An 18,325-nucleotide genomic window follows, 5' to 3' on the forward strand; every position below is an offset into this window, starting at 1 on the left:
CCCTCCTCAGCGCATCTTCGGGTCGAGGGCGTTGCGGACCGCTTCGCCGAGCATGATGAATGCCAGCACGGTGATGCTCAGCATGATCGAGGGCCACAGCAGGATGTGCGGGGCCACTCGGATCTGGTCGACGGCGGTGGAGATGTCGACGCCCCAGGAGACGGTCGGGGAGGCGAGGCCCAGACCCAGGTAGGACAGGGTCGCCTCGGCGGAGATGTAACCGCCGAGCGAGATGGTGGCGACGACGATCAGCGGGGCCATGGCGTTCGGCAGGATGTGCCGGAACAGGATCCGCGTGGTGCCGGCGCCGAGCGCCGTGGCGGCGTGGACGTAGTCGGCCTGCTTGACCGTGATCACGGCGCCGCGCATGACGCGGGCCATCTGGGTCCAGCCGAGGAAGGCCAGCGCTCCGACGACGACCCAGACGGTGCGCTCGGTGAAGGACTGGAGCACGACCATGGCGCCGAGCAGGAACGGGATGCCGAAGAAGATGTCGGTGATCCGGGAGAGGACCGCGTCGGTCACGCCGCCGAAGTAACCGGCGATCATGCCCATCAGGCCGCCGAAGATCGTGACGATCAGGGTGACGCAGACGCCGACGATGATCGAGGCGCGGGTGCCGTGGATCAGGCGGGCGTACACGGACCGGCCCTGGCCGTCGTAACCGAACCACTCGGGCGAGCCGATGTGGCCCAGCTCGGGCTTGCCGAGGAAGTGCTTCACCAGGTCGCCGCTGGTCGGCGAGGCGCTGGTGAAGAGGCCCGGGAAGACGGCGATCAGCAGCAGGAAGAAGATCATCACCGCGGAGACGATGAAGTACGGGTTGCGGCGCAGGTCGGTCCACGCGTCGCCCCAGAGGCTGCGCGTCTTCTCGGCCTTCGCCGGCGCCGGCGCGGCTGCGTCGGCAGAGGGGGAGGCGACGCCGCCGTCGACGGGGGCCGCGGTCTTGGTCACGTCAGGCATAACGGATCCTCGGGTCCAGGACCGCGTACAGCAGGTCGATGAAAAGGCTGGTGAGGAGGTAGACGATCACCAGGATCGTCACGAGGCCGACCAGGGTGCCGCCTTCGCGACGGGAGATCGACTCGGCGATCAGACCACCGACGCCCTTGATGTTGAAGATCTTCTCGGTGACGACCGCACCGCCCATGAGCGCGCCGATGTCGGTGCCCAGGAAGGTGATGACCGGGATCATCGAGTTGCGCATCAGGTGGACACCGATGATGCGGCGCTTCGGCAGGCCCTTCGCGACGGCCGTGCGCATGTAGTCGGCGCGCAGGTTCTCCGCCATCGTGGTCCGGGTCAGCCGGGTCACGTACGCGAGGGACAGACCGCCGAGGACGATCGCCGGGGCGATCATCTCGGACCACAGAGCGTCGTTGCTGACGTTCGGGTCGATCCAGTGCAGGTTGTCGGCGAAGACCATCTTGATGAAGAAGCCGAGCACGAAGACCGGGATCGAGATGATCAGCAGGGTGAAGATCAGGATCGAGTTGTCCGCGAGCTTGCCCGCCTTCAGACCACCGATGATGCCGAGACCGATGCCGAAGATGAGCTCGAACGCGAAGGCCAGCGTGGCCAGCTGGAGCGTGACGGGGAACGCGGCCCCGAGAACCTCGGTGACCGGGCGACCATTGCGGATCTGGGTACCGAAGTCGAAATGCAGGAGCATGTCCCGCATATAGACGAAGTACTGCTCCGGCAGTGACTTGTCGAGACCCAGCTCATGGCGCTTCGCGGCGAGGGTCGCGGGATCCGCGCCCTTGTCACCGAACATCGCCAGCACGGGGTCACCGGGCAGGGCGTGCACCATGAGGAAGATCAGCAGGGTTGTCCCGAAGAAAACCGGGATCATCTGGAGCAGTCGTCGTGCGACATAGCGCCCCATCATGCCTCCGTTGAGATGTGACGGCCGCAGCCGACGGGCCCTCCCCCGACAGCCTGCCCGCGTTCGGGCATGCTGATGTCGCGGAAGGGCCCCCCAGCCACTGCGTAAGGCACCGAGGCGGGGCTGACGATTCGTCAGCCCCGCGCTGCGGCGAGCGGACTACGCTTGGGTGATTACTTCTTGACCTCGACGCCGGTCAGGATCGGGTCGCCGTCCTGGCCGTAGGCCACGCCGGTGACCTTCTCCGAGTAACCCGCGTTGACCTTGTAGTACCAGAGCGGGATCGACGGCATGTAGTTGACCAGGTCCTTCTCGATGGCCTGGTACGCCTTGACGGACTCGTCGAGGGTCTTGACCGAGTCGGCCGCCGCGATCTTGGCGTCCAGCTCCTTGTTGGAGAAGTCACCCTGGTTGCCGCCCGCACCCGTGCGGAACAGGTCCGAGATGAAGTTGGCGTTCACCGGGTAGTCGAGCACCCAGCCGGAGCGGTACAGGGACTTGACCTGCTTCGTCTTACGAGCGGTCAGGTCGGCCTGGAAGTCCGGCTTGCCGTCGCCGACGCACTGGACATTGGTGGCCTGGGTGATGCTGTTGCAGACCGCCTCCACCCACTCCTTGTGCCCACCGTCGGCGTTGTACTGGATGGAGATCTTGTTGCCGGGGACGCCGCCGCCGGCCGCGATGAGCTCCTTGGCCTTGGCCGGGTCGAACTTGGTGACCTCGACCGCGTTCGGCTGGTAGCCGAGCACGCCCTTGGCGACCCAGCCGGTCGCCGGCTCACGGGTGCCGTTGAGCACCGTCTTCGTGATGGTGGCGCGGTCGATCGCCATCGAGAGGCCCTGGATGACCTTCGGGTCGACCGGCTTCGGCTTCTTCCACTGGTCGGCGTAGAAGGCGACGGCGATCGTCTGGATCGCGGAGTACGCCTGGTCGACCGCGCGGTCGCCGAGGTCCTGGCGGTAGACCGGCAGGTCCTTCGGGGCGAGCTGACGCAGGACGTCGACGTTGCCCGACTTCAGGTCCTCGTACGCGGCCTCGAGGGTGGTGTAGTTCTTGAAGACCACACCGCCGTTCTTCGCCTTGTTCGGGCCCTTGTAGCCGTCGAAGCGGGTGATCTCGATCTGCTTCTTGTGGTCCCACGACTTGAACTTGTAGGGACCGTTGCCGACCGGCTTCTCGCCGCCGGCCTTCGGGTCCTTGTAGAAGGACTGCGGCAGCGGCGCGAAGACGATGTACGCCAGCTTGTGCGCGAAGTACGGAACCGGCTTCTTGAGCTCGATGGTGAAGGTGTTGTCGTCGACGACCTTCAGACCGTCCATCTTGTCCGAGGTGGGCTTGGCGCCCTCACCCTCGGGGTGGACCTTGTCGTAGCCGACGAAGTCCTCGAACCAGGACGAGAGGCCCTGGGCGTTCTTGACGTTGGCGTTCCAGTTCCACGCGTCCACGAAGGACTTCGAGGTCACCGGGGTGCCGTCGTGGAAGGTCCAGCCCGGCTTGAGCTTGACGGTCCAGGTCTTCGAGTCCGTCGTGGTGACCGACTCGGCGTTGATCATCTCCAGCGAGCCGTCGGGCTTGTAGTCGACCAGGGTCGAGAACAGGCCGGCCATGACGGCGGAGCCGTTCGACTCCATCGTGTCGCCGGTGAGCAGGGGCTTCTCAGGCTCGCCCAGCTCGATGGAGAAGATGCCGTTCGGGTCAACAGCGCCCTTGGCGTCGCTGCCGCCGTCGCTCTTACCCCCGCCACAGGCGGTCGCTGCCAGGGCGACGACGATCGCGCCCGCTACCCACTTGGCGCTCTTGGCACCGCGCATGGGTTCCTCCTCATGAGTCCACTTGTCACTACAAGAGGGACACTCCGAGCGCTGCCGACACCCCTGACGGCGTTGCACTCAAGTGTCCCGAGTGTGCTCGTGAGTCGGCACTCCCCACAGTGCGTGACCCATTGACCCGAGCTCAATGGAGCCAACTATTAAGTACGTCCGGGCCGTAAACCACACTTAAGTGGTCTCGTTTTGACAACATCGCCAAGCCACCGAAGACCGAAATCCGGACAAAGCGAGCACAGACAGACACCGACGAAACGGACTGTTAACACATGTTCCGGAGAGCGACGACCGATATCCGGACAGTGGGGTTCCGTAATGAACTTGACTAAACGTTGAAAAAGGGCCCGGCCCCCGCCTCTTCAGGCGGGGGCCGGGCCCTTCGGAGCGTCACGCGCGCGGGTGCGCACGTGACACTCGCGACACCGGCGCTTGGCGTCAGCCGTTCTTGGCGCGCGAGGAGGCGCGGCCACGCGCGTTCTGGTCCAGGATGACCTTGCGGATGCGCACGGCCTCCGGGGTCACCTCGACGCACTCGTCGTCGCGGCAGAACTCCAGGGACTGCTCCAGGGACAGCTTGCGGGGCGGGACGATCGCCTCGAAGGAGTCGGCGGAGGCGGAGCGCATGTTGGTGAGCTTCTTCTCCTTGGTGATGTTCACGTCCATGTCGTCGGAGCGCGAGTTCTCGCCGACGATCATGCCCTCGTACACCTCGGTGCCGGGGTCGGTGAACAGCACGCCGCGCTCCTGCAGGTTCGTCATCGCGAAGGCGGTGACGGCACCGGCGCGGTCGGCGACCAGGGAGCCGTTGTTACGGGTGGTCAGGGTGCCGAACCACGGCTCGTGGCCCTCGTGGATCGAGTGGGCGATGCCCGTGCCGCGGGTGTTGGTCAGGAACTCCGTACGGAAGCCGATGAGGCCGCGGGACGGAACGACGAACTCCATGCGGACCCAGCCGGAGCCGTGGTTCGACATGTTGTCCATGCGGCCCTTGCGGACGCCCATGAGCTGCGTGACGGCGCCCATGTGCTCCTCGGGCACGTCGACCGTGAGGCGCTCGACGGGCTCGTGCACCTTGCCGTCGACCTCCTTGGTGACGACCTGGGGCTTGCCGATGGTGAGCTCGAAGCCCTCGCGGCGCATCTGCTCGACCAGGATGGCGAGCGCGAGCTCACCACGGCCCTGGACCTCCCAGGCGTCCGGACGCTCGGTGTCGAGGACGCGGAGCGAGACGTTGCCGATCAGCTCGCGGTCGAGGCGGTCCTTGACCTGGCGGGCGGTGACCTTGCGCTGCTTGACCGCGGACTTGGCGTCCGCGCCCTTGCCGGTGCCGCCGCGGCCGACGAGCGGCGAGGTGTTGGTGCCGATGGTCATGGAGATCGCCGGCTGGTCGACCGTGATCAGCGGCAGCGCGATCGGGTTCTCCGGGTCGGCCAGCGTCTCGCCGATCATGATGTCCGGGATACCGGCGACGGCGCAGATGTCGCCGGGGCCGGCCACCTCGGCGGGCTTGCGGGTGAGCGCCTCGGTCATCATCAGCTCGGTGATGCGGACGTTGGAGATGCTGCCGTCCCGCTTGATCCACGCGACCGTCTGGCCCTTGCGCAGCTCGCCCTGCTCGACGCGGAGCAGCGCGATGCGGCCGAGGAAGTTGTCGGCGTCCAGGTTGGTGACGTGGGCCTGGAGGGGGGCCTCCTCGTCGTACACCGGGGCCGGGACGTGCTCCAGGATGGCGTTGAAGAACGGCTCCAGGTTGTCGCTGTCCGCGGGGACCGTGCCGTTCTCCGGCTTGGTCAGCGAGGCGATGCCGTCACGGCCGCAGGCGTAGACGATCGGGAACTCGATCTGGTCCTCGTCCGCGTCCAGGTCGAGGAAGAGGTCGTAGGTCTCGTTGACGACCTCGTCGATCCGGGAGTCCGGGCGGTCCGTCTTGTTGATGCAGAGGATGACGGGCTTGCGCTGCTGGAGGGCCTTGCGCAGCACGAAGCGGGTCTGCGGGAGCGGACCCTCGGAGGCGTCCACCAGGAGGACGACCGCGTCCACCATCGAGAGACCGCGCTCGACCTCGCCACCGAAGTCGGCGTGGCCGGGGGTGTCGATGATGTTGATCGTGATCGGGGCCCCGCCGTCCTTGGGGTGATACTTCACCGCCGTGTTCTTGGCGAGGATCGTGATGCCCTTCTCACGCTCCAGGTCGTTCGAGTCCATCATGCGGTCGTCGAGCTGCTGGTGGGCGGCGAAGGCACCGGCCTGCTTGAGCATGGCGTCGACGATGGTCGTCTTGCCATGGTCGACGTGGGCGACGATGGCGACGTTACGGATGTCGTGGCGCGTGGGCATGGGTGCTTGCGCTTCTCTCGGATCGTGGGATGCGGCGTCAGTTCCTCTTACGCCCGCCGGGCGGACGCGCCACGGCTATGTCCTATGGTACGGGGCTGCCGTGCAAGGGGCTTCCCCACCCGGGATCCGAGGGGTTCTACTGGGGGGTTCCGCGGGCGTCGGGGGCACCTGGAGCGGAGGCGTCCCGCCGCGTGGACGTACGGCGGGGAGCGTGGTGAGAAGGCGTGCGGCCGGGTCAAGGGGCCGATGCGATCCTGCCCGCCGGGGTCACCGGCGGGCAAGGAACTTGAGCTGCTTCTGAGCTTGCGACTTGGACTTTCGGCGGCTTTAGGGTAATGCGCTCACTTGCGGGTGTTGCGCTCCGCTCCGCGTGCGGACGCGGGCTTCTTGTAGCCGATGTCCTGGTAGCGGGGGGCGGCCAGGCCCCAGGCGCCGGCGTTCACCAGGTCGGTCCTGGCGGCGACCAGCTGGGGGCGCTGGTAGAGCGGGATGGAGCCGGCGGCGGCCCAGATCCGGGCGTCGGCCTGGCGGACCAGGTCGCGGGACTCGTCCTCGTCGAGGGTGGCCACCGCCTGGTCGAACAGTTGATCGATACGGTCGGTGCCGACCCGGGCGTAGTTCTGCTCGACCAGCAGCGAGCCGTCCGAGGCGGGCTCCGGCTTGGCGAAGATCGGCCGGGCGTCGGTGGCCGGGAAGGCGCTGGCGGGCCAGGAGTAGAGGGCCAGGTCGTAGTCGCCGGAGGCGATGTGGTCCTTGAAGAAGCTGTCGTCGGAGACCTTCGTCACCGAGGTGCGGATGCCCACCGCGTCGAGCATCCGGACGATCCGGTCGCCCACCGCCCGCAGCGACTCCGAGCCCGGCCCCGAGGGCAGGACGAAGCGGAGGCTGAGCGGCTTGCCGTCCTTGCCCAGCGCCTGGGCGGCGGCGGTCCCCGCGTCGACGGCCGCCGGGGCGGCGGAGCCGCGCGGGGCGTAGGCGCCCGCCGCGCCCTTGGCCTCGGCCGCGCCCGCGCCGGTGCCGGTCTCCAACGCCTCGGCCTGGCGCAGCAGGGCCGCGCTCTGGAGGGCGGCGACGGGGGCGGGGGCGAGGATGTTGGTGCCGTTCTCGGGACCGCCCGCGCCGATCAGCGGGGCGGCCCGGCGCGCGCCGGGCTTGTCGTCGCCGACGATGTAGAGCCCGTCGTCGGAGGCCGTGTCCGCGTCCTTGCGGCCCGCGGCCTTCTCGTCCGTCTTCTCGGAGGTCTTCTCGGCGGCCTTCTCCCCGCCCTCCTTCGCCGCGTCCTTCGCGGCCTTCTCGGCGGCGCTGCCCGCCTTCGCCCCGGCCGGCTTCTTCAACGCGCCGCCGGGCACCCAGCCCGCGTCGGCGAGGAGCGCCCGCGCCTCCTGGGTGTCCTGGTCGCCCAGGGCGTCGCTGCTGTCCGCGTACGCGGCCTGCCCGGCGAGCGCCAGGTGGCTGCCGGGCGGGGTGGCGGGCAGGCCCAGCGGCTTCAGCACGGTGTCGGCGAGCTCCTGGCGGTTGATCGCGCGGGCCACCGCCCGGCGGACCCGCTCGTCGGACAGCGCGCCGGACTCCCCGTTGAGGGAGAGCTGGGTGTAGGCGGGCTCCAGGGACTTGCGCACGACGAACCGGGCCAGGCCGTCCTGCTCGGCCGCGTACCGGGCGATGGCCTGCTGGTTCTTCTCCCGGGCGGCCTGCACCTCGGCGGCCTTCTCCTCGTCGGAGCCGTGCGCCAGGGCCCAGGAGCGCAGGGCGGCGGCGGGGGTGATCCCGGCGCCGGGGCCGTGGGTGAGGGCCTGCCCGCCGGAGCGGCCGGCTTGGGCGTCCCGGACCGCGAGCGCGATCCGCTCGGCGGCGGAGCGGTCGACGTCGGCGAGGTCGAGCGTCCCGGCGGCGAGCGCGGCGGCCCGGTCGGCGCGGGGGACGGCCTTGAGGACGAGGGTGTCGAGCTTGGCGGTCTGCCCCCACCAGCGCGGGTTGCGCGCGAGGGTGACGTCGCCGCTCTTGCGGTCCACCGCCTTCAGCAGGAACGGTCCCGCGGTGGCCTTGAGGTCGGTGCGCGCCCCGTCGTTGAAGGCGTTCGGGGAGCCCATCACCTGCTTCGGGTACAGCGGGGTGAAGAGCGAGCGCCAGTCGGCGTACGGCTTGCCGAAGGTGACCCGCACCTCCAGGTCGTTCTTGCCGCGCTCGATCTTCTCGATCCGCTCGTAGCCCGCGTTGCGCGCGGTCCAGTACGCGGTGTCCCGGCCGCTCAGCGCGCGCCACTGGGCGACGAAGTCGGCGGCGCCGATCTCGCGCCCGTCGCTCCAGACCGCCTGCTGGTTGAGCTTGTAGAGGACGACCTGCTTGGGCTCGGTCTCGACGACCTGGGCGGTTTCCAGGTAGTCGGGGTTGAGCTGCGGCCGGCCGCGGCCGTCCAGGGTGTAGAGGGCGGGTAGCACGGCGGCAGCGATCCGGTTGGTGGCGCCGTCCGCGTCGGCCTGGAAGGCGTTGAGGGTGGTGGGCAGCGCGTCGACGGCCCAGCGCAGGGTGCCTCCGTCCGCGACCTGCTCGCGGCCGGCGGGAGCGTTGTCCTGGGCGGCGCCGGGGGTCTCGTCGGCGCCGTCGCCGGAGCTGCATCCGGCCAGCACGGCGAGGGCGAGCACGGCACTGCTGAGGGTGGCCACGGAGCGGAGCGTGCGGGAGCGGGGGCTCCTGGAGCATGTCCTCCCGCGAGGGGCGCCGACCTGGGACATGACTTATACCCCTTAATCCAGTTCGTCCATTTTTATGCCATTTGGAGATGATCACACCTACTGCTCATCCACTGAAAAGGACGGACCGGATCCGGCCACGCCGACACGGCGGCGCGGCCGGCGAACCCCACTCGTGCGGCCCAATCGCCCCGCGCGCGCCGGGCTCCGCGTGCCCCCGGATTCCGGTGCACGCGCCTTCCCAACCGGGGTGTGACGCGCGACACTCTCCCCAGCCGCCCTCAGCCACCCGAAGGCCGCGCTGAGCCACCGTCAGCCGCCGTCAGCCGCCCGAAGGCCGAGCCGAGGGCCAGGGAGCACGCGACCGCCCGCGCCGTAGAGCCGAGGAGGCTCCGTTGGCCACAGGTACCGAACCCCCGCCGAGGACCGCCGTCGCCACCGGCGTGCGCTCCCCGGGACGCGCCGCCCTCACCGCCCGCCACCTGCGCACCGACCGCTGGTGGCTCGCACCCGCCGGGACCGCCGCCGGACTGCTCGCCTTCGTCGCCTACTCGACCTGGCGGGCCTTCGCGAACGCCCACTACTACGCCGCGCCCTACGTCTCGCCGTTCTACTCGCCCTGCCTCGCGGAGAACTGCGTGCCGATGCGCGGCGGGCCGAACTGGCCGCTGTTCGGCGGCTGGTGGGGCCTCTCCCCCGCCCTGCTGATCCTGGTCTTCCCGCTGGGCTTCCGGCTGACCTGCTACTACTACCGCAAGGCTTACTACCGGGGCTTCTGGGCCTCGCCCCCGGCCTGCGCGGTCGCCGAGCCGCACCGCGCGTACACCGGCGAGACCCGGCTGCCGCTGCTGCTGCAGAACGTGCACCGCTACTTCTTCTACCTGGCCCTGCCGGTCGCCGGGATCCTCACGTACGACACCGTGCTCGCCTTCCGGGACTCCTCCTACGCCTGGGGCCACGCCGGGCTCGGGACCCTGCTGTCCCTCGTCAACATCGCGCTGATCTGGGCGTACACCCTCTCCTGCCACTCCTGCCGGCACGTCGTGGGCGGGCGGCTGCGGCACTTCTCGAAGCACCCGGTCCGCTACCGGCTGTGGACCTGGGCGGGGCGCCTGAACCGGCGCCACGCGCCGCTCGCCTGGGCCTCGCTGCTCAGCGTCGCCCTCTGCGACCTGTACGTGTACCTGCTCGCCACCGGCGCCTTCGACGACCCGAGGTTCTTCTGAGATGAGTCCTGTGGAACGACAGCGGTGGGACGTGATCGTGGTCGGCGCCGGGGGCGCCGGGCTGCGCGCGGCGATCGAGGCGCGGCGCCGGGGCGCCCGTACCGCCGTGATCTGCAAGTCCCTCTTCGGCAAGGCCCACACGGTGATGGCCGAGGGCGGCATCGCCGCCTCCATGGCCAACGCCCATCCGAACGACGGCTGGCAGGTGCACTTCCGCGACACCATGCGGGGCGGGAAGTTCCTCAACCAGTGGCGGATGGCCGAGCTGCACGCGCGGGAGGCGCCCGAGCGGGTGTGGGAGCTGGAGACCTGGGGCGCGCTCTTCGACCGCACGCCCGACGGGCGCATCTCGCAGCGCAACTTCGGCGGCCACGAGTACCCCCGGCTCGCGCACGTCGGCGACCGGACCGGGCTCGAACTGATCCGCACCCTCCAGCAGAAGATCGTCGCGCTCCAGCAGGAGGACTTCCGGGAGACCGGGGAGTACGAGTCCCGGCTGAAGGTCTTCCAGGAGTGCACGGTCACCCGCGTCCTGGAGGACCCGTCCGGGGAGCGGGTCGGCGGCGTCTTCTGCTACGAGCGGGAGACCGGCCGCTTCTTCGTGCTGGAAGCGCCGTCGGTGGTCCTCGCGACCGGCGGGATCGGCAAGTCGTTCAAGGTGACGTCCAACTCCTGGGAGTACACGGGCGACGGGCACGCGCTGGCGCTGCTCGCCGGGGCGCCGCTGGTCAACATGGAGTTCGTGCAGTTCCATCCGACCGGGATGGTCTGGCCGCCGTCGGTGAAGGGCATCCTGGTCACCGAGTCGGTGCGCGGCGACGGCGGGGTGCTGCGGAACTCCGAGGGCCGCCGCTTCATGTTCGACTACGTCCCCGAGGTCTTCAAGGAGCGGTACGCGCGGACGGAGGAGGAGGGCGACCGCTGGTACGAGGACCCCGACCACAACCGCCGCCCGCCCGAGCTGCTGCCGCGCGACGAGGTGGCGCGCGCGATCAACGCCGAGGTGAAGGCGGGGCGCGGCTCCCCGCACGGCGGGGTCTACCTGGACGTGTCGACCCGGATGCCGGCGGAGGTGATCCGGCGCCGGCTGCCGTCGATGTACCACCAGTTCAAGGAGCTGGCGGACGTGGACATCACGGCGGAGGCGATGGAGGTCGGGCCGACCTGCCACTACGTGATGGGCGGCGTGGCCGTCGACTCGGACACGGCGGCGACGGCGGGTGTGCCGGGGCTGTTCGCGGCCGGCGAGGTGGCGGGCGGGATGCACGGCTCCAACCGTCTTGGCGGCAACTCGCTCTCGGACCTGCTGGTGTTCGGCCGCCGGGCGGGCCTGCACGCGGCGGCGTACGCGGCGGAGCACGGCGGGGCCGGAGTCTCCGGGGTGTCGGGGGCCGGGGTCTCCGAGGCCGCCGTGGCGGCGGCGCGGGCGGAGGCGCTGGCGCCCTTCGGCGAAGGGACCGGGCCGGGGGCGGCGGAGCCGGGCGGGGAGCCGGGCGGGTCCGGAAAGACGGCGCCGGAGAACCCGTACACGCTCCACCAGGAGCTCCAGCAGACGATGAACGACCTCGTCGGGATCATCCGGCGGGAGGGCGAGATGGCCGAGGCGCTGGAGCGGATCGCCGCGCTCCGGGAGCGCGCGGGCCGGATCGCGGTCGAGGGGCACCGGCAGTTCAACCCGGGCTGGCACCTGGCCCTGGACCTGCGGAACATGCTGCTGGTCAGCGAGTGCGTGGCGCGGGCGGCGCTCGCCCGCACCGAGAGCCGGGGCGGCCACACCCGCGAGGACCACCCGGAGATGGACCGCGCCTGGCGCCCGGTGAACCTGCTGTGCCGGGCCGGGACCGGCCCGGGCGCCCCGGTCGCGCTGGAGCGCGTGGCCACCGAACCGATCAGGGCCGACCTGCTCGCGCTGTTCGCGCGCGAGGAGCTGGCCAAGTACCTGTCCGCGGAGGAGCTGGAGTCATGAGCGCGTACGAGGCCCGCTTCCGGATCTGGCGCGGCGACACCGGCGGCGGCGAGCTGACCGACTACACGGTGGAGGTGCACGAGGGCGAGGTGGTCCTCGACGCCGTCCACCGCCTCCAGGCCACCCAGGCCCCGGACCTGGCCGTCCGCTGGAACTGCAAGGCCGGCAAGTGCGGCTCCTGCTCGGCCGAGGTCAACGGGCGCCCCCGGCTGCTGTGCATGACCCGGATGTCGGTCTTCGGCCGCGAGGAGACGGTCACGGTGACCCCGATGCGGGCCTTCCCGGTCGTCCGCGACCTGGTCACCGACGTCTCCTTCAACTACGCGAAGGCCCGCGAGATCCCGGCCTTCGTGCCGCCGGAGGGGGTGGCGCCGGGCGACTACCGGATGCGGCAGGAGGACGTCGAGCGCTCGCAGGAGTTCCGCAAGTGCATCGAGTGCTTCCTGTGCCAGGACACCTGCCACGTGGTCCGCGACCACGAGGAGAACAAGGCCGCCTTCGCGGGCCCCCGCTTCCTGATGCGGATCGCCGAGCTCGACATGCACCCGCTCGACGCGGCGGCGGACACCGGCCTCGACCGCCGCGCCACGGCCCAGGACGAGCACGGGCTCGGCTACTGCAACATCACCAAGTGCTGCACGGAGGTGTGCCCGGAGTCCATCCGGATCACCGACAACGCGCTGATCCCGCTGAAGGAGCGGGTCGTGGACCGGAAGTACGACCCGGTGGTGTGGCTGGGCAGCCGGATCCGGCGGCGGGGGCGGTGAGGGGGCCGGTCCGGTCGCGGCCGGGCCCCGGCGGACATAGCCTCCGGGTGTGACGCGAACAGCCAGTCGAGCCCTGCTCGCGGTGCTGGTGGCGGTGTGGTGGCTGGTCGTGCCCGCCGTTCCCGGCGCCCGCGCCGACGACCCGGTCGCGCTCTCCCGCGAGGGGCAGATCACCGACCGGGTGGGCGCGCTGGGCGACCGGCGGCCCGAGGTGGTGCGGGCCCTCGACGGGCTGTACGAGGCCCGCCGGGTGCAGCTCTTCGTCGTGTACGTACGGGACTTCTCCGGCCGCCAGGGCCAGGAGTGGGCCGACGCCACCGCCGAGCGCAACGGGCTGGGCCGCGACGACGTGCTGCTCGCCGTCGCCACCCACGACCGGCGGTACGGCTACTCCGTCGACCCCGGCTCCCGCTTCACCGAGGCCCAGCTCGACGACGTGGCCCGGACCGCGATCGAGCCCGCGCTGCGGCAGAACGACTGGGCGGGCGCGGCGATCGGCGCGGCGAACGGCTACACCGCCGTCCTCGCCGGGCAGCCCGTGCCCGTCCCCTCGCTCACCCCCGGCCCGGCGGACCCCGGCGCCGCCGCCGACGGCTCCTCCTCCGCCACCGACCTGATCCTCCCGGTCGTCCTGGTCGGCGGCGCCGGAGCGGTCGCCGCGTACGCGTACACCCGGCGGCGCCGCAAGGGCGCGCCCCGCACCCCGCCCCCGGCCGGCCAGGGCTGGGGCGCGCCGAAGGAGCCCGCCGGGCCGAGCCTGGCGGAGCTGGACGGGCGGGCCCGGCAGGCGCTGGTCGCCACCGACGACGCCGTGCGCACCAGCACCGAGGAACTCGGCTTCGCGAGCGCCCAGTTCGGCGACGAGGCGGCCGAGCCGTTCACGGCGGCGGTGCGGTACGCGGAGGGCGAGCTGACCGCCGCGTTCCGGCTGCGCCAGCGGCTGGACGACGCGTTCCCGGAGGACGACGCCACCCGCCGCTCGATGCTGGAGGAGATCCTGCGGCGCTGCGCGGACGCCAACGCGAGGCTGGACGCCGAGTCCGCCGACTTCGACCGGCTGCGGGCCCTGGAGAGCGACGCCCCGCGGGCCCTGGCAGCCGTCGAGGCGGCGTTCCGGGAGCAGACCGGCCGGATGGGCACGGCCGAGGCGGCGCTGGCGGCGATGCGCGCGCGGTACACCGAGTCGGCGGCGGCCCCGGTCTCCGGCGACGTCGAGCAGGCCAAGGACCGGCTGGTCTTCGCCACCTCCACGGTCAACCGGGCCCGCCAGCTCCTCGACACGGGCGACAACGGGGCCGCCGCCGTGCAGATCCGGGCCGCCGAGGGCGCGGTGGACCAGGCGGCCCGGCTCATCGAGGCGGTGGACCGGCGGGCCAAGGAGCTGGCGGAGGCGGTGGGCGGGCTGCCGGGCGCGCTGGCCGAGACGGAGGCCGACCTGGCGGACGCCCGCGGGCTGCTCGCGGGCACGGCCGGGGACGTGCCGACGGCGGACCTGCGGGGCCGGATCGGCCGGGCCGAGTCCGTACTGGCCGAGGTGCGCGCGGCGATGGACTCCGGGCGGTACGACCCGATCGAGGCGCTGCGCCGGATCGAGGCGGCGGACGCGGCCCTCGACGAGGCGCTGGAGGGCGCCCGGGAGCGCGAGTCGGGCACCCGGCGCGCCCGCGCGCTCCTCGACCAGGCGCTGCTGACGGCCCGGTCGGCGGTCGGGGCGGCCGGGGACTACGTGACCACGCACCGGGGCGCGGTGGGCGCCGAGGCGCGCACCCGGCTGGCGGAGGCGGGGCGGCGGCTGGACGCGGCGGCCGGGCTGGCGGCGGGCGACCCGCAGGCGGCGCTGGCGGAGGCCCGGCGGGCGGACGCGCTGGCCCGGCAGGCCCAGGAGCTGGCCGAGCGGGACGTCCGGGCGTACGGGAACCCGGACGGCTTCGGCGGCGGGCGCGGCGGCCCCGGCGGGCCGCCCGGGGCGGCTGGCGGCGGGCTCGGCGGGGCGGTGCTCGGCGGCATCATCCTCGGCGGCCTGTTCGGCGGCGGCCGGGGCGGCGGGCCCGGCGGCTTCGGCGGCGGCTCCGGGGGCGGCCGGGGGGCCGGGGGCGGAGGCTTCGGCGGCGGGCCCGGCAGCTTCGGCGGCGGCGGCACCCGCGGCCGGCTGGGCGGCGGCGGCCGGTTCTGACCGCGTCCCCGTGGCGCCCCCTGTTGTCCCATCCAAGGAGACCGAGCATGAGCAAGCAGACCATCCTGGGCCGGGTCACCCAGCTCGCGAAGGCCAACATCAACGCGCTCCTCGACCAGGCCGAGGATCCGCAGAAGATGCTGGACCAGCTGATCCGCGACTACGCGGCCAACATCGCGGAGGCCGAGGAGGCCGTCGCCGCGACCCTCGGCAATCTGCGCCTGATGGAGCAGGACCACCGCGAGGACGTGGACGCGGCGAAGGAGTGGGGCGCCAAGGCGCTGGCCGCGAGCCGCAAGGCGGACGGGCTGCGGGCGGGCGGGCAGGGCGCGGAGGCGGACCGCTTCGACAACCTGGCGAAGGTCGCGCTGGGCCGCCAGCTCCAGTCGGAGAAGGAGGCGCGGACCGCCGAGCCGACGATCGCCGCGCAGACCGAGGTGGTCGCCGCGCTCAGGACCGGCCTCGACCGGATGAAGGCGAAGCTGGGCGAGCTCCAGGCCAAGCGGGACGAGCTGGTCGCGCGGGCGAAGTCGGCGCAGGCGCGGAACACGATGACGGACGCGGTGAAGAACATCGACGTCCTCGACCCGACGAGCGAGCTCGGCCGCTTCGAGGACAAGGTGCGCCGCGAGGAGGCGCGGGCGCTGGGCAAGGAGGAGCTGGCGGCCTCGTCGCTGGACGCCCAGTTCGAGCAGCTCGACGCGCTCGGCGACCAGGCCGAGATCGAGGCGCGGCTGGCCGCCCTGAAGGGCTGAGGCCGCGGCCGGGCGCCCCGGCCGCGGCTCAGAACATGCTGAGCAGCTGGTCCACCGTCGGCTCGGCGAGCCCGTCGCCGTCCGGCAGGTCCAGCTCGAACCAGACCGTCTTGCCGCGCGGGGTGCGGCGCGAGCCCCAGGCGGCGCTGAGCAGTCCGACGAGCTGGAGCCCCCGCCCGCCCTCGTCGGTGTCCTTGGCGCGGCGGCGGCGCGGCTGCACCAGGCCCGCGTCCCACACCTCGCAGACCAGGGTGCGGTCGCGCAGCAGCCGCAGCCGGATCTCGCCCTCGCCGTAGCGCAGGGCGTTGGTGACGAGCTCGCTGACGAGGAGTTCGACGGTGTCCACCAGCGGGTCGAGCTCCCAGGCGGACAGCTGGGCGCGGGCCAGCTCGCGGGCCCGGCCGACGGAGCGGGGCTCCCTCGGCAGCCGCCAGTCGCCGACGGCCTCGGCGGGCAGTCCCTGGATACGGGCCATCAGCAGCGCGATGTCGTCCTCGCCGTGCCGGGTGTCGAGGGTGGTCAGGACGTGGTCGGCGACGTCCTCCAGCGGCCGGCCGGGATTGGCGAGGGCGCTGCGGAAGGCGCTGAGGCCCTCGTCGAGCGGATGGTCGCGGGACTCGACGAGCCCGTCGGTGTAGAGGGCGAGGAGCGCGCCCTCGGGCAGTTCGACCTCGACCTCCTCGAAGGGCTCGCCGCCGACGCCGAGCGGCATCCCGGGGGGTACGTCGAGCAGCAGGGCCTCCTCGCCGGGCGCGACGAGGACGGGCGGCAGGTGGCCGGCGTTGGCGAAGGTGCAGCGCCGGGTGACCGGGTCGTAGACGGCGTAGACGCAGGTGGCGAGGTAGACCTCGGAGAGCTCGGGGCCGCGGGCCTTGTGGGCGCGGGCGGACTGCTGGGCGCCGACGGGGGCGCCGAGCCCGCGGGCGATCTCGTCGAGGTGGGAGAGGACCTCGGCGGGTTCGAGGTCGAGCTGGGCCAAGGTGCGCACGGCGGTGCGCAGTTCGCCCATGGCGACGGCGGCGCGCAGCCCGCGGCCCATGACGTCGCCGACGACGAGGGCGGTGCGGTGGCCGGGGAGCTGGATGACGTCGAACCAGTCGCCGCCGACCTCGGTGGCGGCGGTGCCGGGGAGGTAGCGGCAGGCGATGTCGAGGCCGGCCGCCTCGGGGTCGCCGGGGGGCAGCAGGCTGCGCTGGAGGATGAGGGCCCGCTCGTGCTCGCGCCGGTAGAGGCGGGCGTTGTCGATGCAGACGGCGGCGCGGGCGGCGAGCTCGACGGCGAGGGCCCGGTCCCGCTCGCCGAACGCCTCGCTGCCGCGGGCGCGGGAGAACTGGACGAGTCCGACGACGGTGTCGTGGGCGACCATCGGGACGACGAGGGTGGACTGGACGAGGCTGCCCTCGGCGCCGGGGACGCTGTGCACGCGGCCGGTGCGCAGGGCGCCGGCGCAGGGCGAGTTGAACGGGTAGCGGTGGACGGAGCCGACCTCGATGGGGCCCTCGTCGCAACAGACCTCGCGCTCGGCCCCGGCGGTGGCTGCGGCCCCGGCGGTCGATGCGGCCCCGGCCGGTCCGCCGGTCCCGCGCGTCCCACCTGCCCCACCTGCCCCGCCTGTCCCGGCCGCCGTGTCGTCCCCGGCGGCCCGCGGTCTGCCGACCTGGACGCGGGTGTCGGAGACGGCGCTGGCGACGGCGACCCGGCGCAGTTCGGCGCTCCCGGCCCCGTAGCCGACGTCGTGGGAGCCGCCCCAGCGGCCCGGCGGGGCCTCGTCTCCGGTGAGCAGGCCCTGGTAGAGGTCGACGGCGGCGAGGTCGCAGAAGCCGGGGACGGCGACGGCGAGCAGTTCGCGGGCGGTGGCCTCCAGGTCGAGGGAGGTGCCGATGCGGGCACCGGCCTCGTTGAGGAGGGCGAGGTTGCGGCGGGCGCTGGCCGCCTCGCGGACGGCGTTGTGCCGGCGGGTGACGTCGATGCCGAGTCCGGCGACGCCGACGGGGCGGCCGGAGCCGCCGTGCACCCGGTAGAGGTTGACGGACCATTGGCGGCGGTCGGTCGAGCCGGGGGCGGCGCCGACGATCTGGAGGTCCGCGACGGACTCGCCGGTCTCCAGGACCCGGCGCAGCGCGGCGGCCATCCGGTCGGCCTCGACGGCGGGCAGGTAGTCGTGGACGGTGCGGCCCCGGTGGTCGTCGGCGGAGCCGCCGAAGACGGTGGCGAAGCGCCGGTTGGCCCGCTTGACCGTCAGATCGGTGCCGAAGAGGAGAAAGCCGAAGGGGGATTGGCCGAAAATGGCCTGCGAGGCGGCCAGGTCGGTCTCGATCCGGCGCAGCGCGCGCACGTCGACGACGATGCAGAGGGCGGCCCGCTCCCCGGCCGCGGTCTCGCTCGGCATGACGTACATCTCGGCGACGCCGTGCGGGCGGTCCTCCCCCGGCATCCGGAACGGGACGAGGCCGGTCCACTCCTTGCCGTCGAGGATCTCCCTGACCCGCCGATGGCCGCGCTCGCGCAGGTCGGCGGGCATGAACGCCTCGACCGGGTCCTTGCCCCTGGCCTCTTCGGCGGTCACGCCGAACAGCTCGACGGCCCGCCTGCTCCACTGCTCGACGAGCCCGTCGGGGCCGATCGAGAAGGAGGCGACCCGGATGTAGTCATAGATCGACCCGGGCGGGCTGCTCTGCCACACGACACCGCTCGCCG

At 72.2% G+C, this 18,325-nt stretch carries 11 protein-coding genes; 5 read left to right on the forward strand and 6 right to left on the reverse strand.

The window, feature by feature from the left end; translation table 11 throughout:
* Positions 1-6: 6 nt before the first annotated feature.
* The 5 genes from AB0C99_RS14560 to AB0C99_RS14580 form a co-directional block, all read right to left on the reverse strand.
* Complete coding sequence (locus tag AB0C99_RS14560; RefSeq protein ID WP_362474517.1) at positions 7-963, reverse strand: ABC transporter permease; 957 nt, start codon at positions 961-963, stop codon at positions 7-9.
* Positions 956-1,888 carry an ABC transporter permease gene (locus AB0C99_RS14565; protein ID WP_362474622.1) on the reverse strand — a complete coding sequence of 311 codons (933 nt, stop codon included), beginning with the start codon at positions 1,886-1,888 and terminating at the stop codon, positions 956-958. The genes AB0C99_RS14560 and AB0C99_RS14565 overlap by 8 nt, the downstream gene beginning before the upstream one ends.
* Before the next feature lie 173 nt (positions 1,889-2,061).
* Complete coding sequence (locus AB0C99_RS14570; RefSeq protein WP_362474520.1) at positions 2,062-3,699, reverse strand: ABC transporter substrate-binding protein; 1,638 nt, start codon at positions 3,697-3,699, stop codon at positions 2,062-2,064.
* A gap of 450 nt (positions 3,700-4,149) precedes the next feature.
* Positions 4,150-6,051: a translational GTPase TypA gene (gene typA / locus AB0C99_RS14575; protein ID WP_362474523.1), complete on the reverse strand. Its 1,902-nt coding sequence runs from the start codon at positions 6,049-6,051 to the stop codon at positions 4,150-4,152.
* Between the two features lie 341 nt (positions 6,052-6,392).
* The gene (locus tag AB0C99_RS14580; protein ID WP_362474525.1) at positions 6,393-8,783 is read right to left on the reverse strand and encodes an ABC transporter family substrate-binding protein; all 2,391 of its coding nucleotides are present in this window, start codon (positions 8,781-8,783) and stop codon (positions 6,393-6,395) included.
* Positions 8,784-9,136: 353 nt separating this feature from the next.
* On the opposite strand from AB0C99_RS14580, the gene AB0C99_RS14585 reads away from it, so the two are divergent.
* From AB0C99_RS14585 to AB0C99_RS14605, 5 genes are read left to right on the forward strand one after another with little or no spacing between them, the layout of a single operon-like run.
* The gene (locus AB0C99_RS14585) at positions 9,137-9,967 is read left to right on the forward strand and encodes a hypothetical protein (protein WP_362474527.1); all 831 of its coding nucleotides are present in this window, start codon (positions 9,137-9,139) and stop codon (positions 9,965-9,967) included.
* A gap of 1 nt (position 9,968) precedes the next feature.
* Complete coding sequence (locus AB0C99_RS14590; RefSeq protein WP_362474530.1) at positions 9,969-11,933, forward strand: fumarate reductase/succinate dehydrogenase flavoprotein subunit; 1,965 nt, start codon at positions 9,969-9,971, stop codon at positions 11,931-11,933.
* Positions 11,930-12,700, forward strand: coding sequence for a succinate dehydrogenase/fumarate reductase iron-sulfur subunit (locus AB0C99_RS14595; protein WP_362474533.1), 771 nt, complete (start codon positions 11,930-11,932; stop codon positions 12,698-12,700). Before AB0C99_RS14590 ends, AB0C99_RS14595 begins: the two co-directional genes overlap by 4 nt.
* Before the next feature lie 49 nt (positions 12,701-12,749).
* A complete protein-coding gene (locus AB0C99_RS14600; protein WP_362474536.1) occupies positions 12,750-14,873 on the forward strand; it encodes a TPM domain-containing protein in 2,124 nt (707 codons plus the stop codon).
* Positions 14,874-14,920: 47 nt separating this feature from the next.
* Positions 14,921-15,628, forward strand: a complete 708-nt coding sequence (locus AB0C99_RS14605; protein ID WP_362474538.1) for a PspA/IM30 family protein — start codon at positions 14,921-14,923, stop codon at positions 15,626-15,628.
* 28 nt (positions 15,629-15,656) lie between these two features.
* Here the strand turns inward: AB0C99_RS14605 and AB0C99_RS14610 are convergent, their stop codons facing one another.
* Positions 15,657-18,311 (reverse strand): SpoIIE family protein phosphatase, encoded by a 2,655-nt coding sequence (locus AB0C99_RS14610; RefSeq protein ID WP_362474625.1) that lies wholly within the window; start codon positions 18,309-18,311, stop codon positions 15,657-15,659.
* Positions 18,312-18,325: the final 14 nt, after the last annotated feature.

The organism is Streptomyces sp. NPDC048659 (genome assembly GCF_040650575.1).
GTDB lineage: Bacteria > Actinomycetota > Actinomycetes > Streptomycetales > Streptomycetaceae > Streptomyces.

Excerpts from the sequence above, each read along its gene's own strand:
- AB0C99_RS14565 (WP_362474622.1), bottom strand. The coding sequence starts at position 1,888 with ATGGGGCGCTATGTCGCACGACGACTGCTCCAGATGATCCCGGTTTTC.
- typA (WP_362474523.1), bottom strand. The coding sequence starts at position 6,051 with ATGCCCACGCGCCACGACATCCGTAACGTCGCCATCGTCGCCCACGTC.
- AB0C99_RS14560 (WP_362474517.1), bottom strand. The coding sequence starts at position 963 with ATGCCTGACGTGACCAAGACCGCGGCCCCCGTCGACGGCGGCGTCGCC.
- AB0C99_RS14580 (WP_362474525.1), bottom strand. The coding sequence starts at position 8,783 with ATGTCCCAGGTCGGCGCCCCTCGCGGGAGGACATGCTCCAGGAGCCCC.
- AB0C99_RS14570 (WP_362474520.1), bottom strand. The coding sequence starts at position 3,699 with ATGCGCGGTGCCAAGAGCGCCAAGTGGGTAGCGGGCGCGATCGTCGTC.
- AB0C99_RS14605 (WP_362474538.1), top strand. The coding sequence starts at position 14,921 with ATGAGCAAGCAGACCATCCTGGGCCGGGTCACCCAGCTCGCGAAGGCC.
- AB0C99_RS14595 (WP_362474533.1), top strand. The coding sequence starts at position 11,930 with ATGAGCGCGTACGAGGCCCGCTTCCGGATCTGGCGCGGCGACACCGGC.
- AB0C99_RS14590 (WP_362474530.1), top strand. The coding sequence starts at position 9,969 with ATGAGTCCTGTGGAACGACAGCGGTGGGACGTGATCGTGGTCGGCGCC.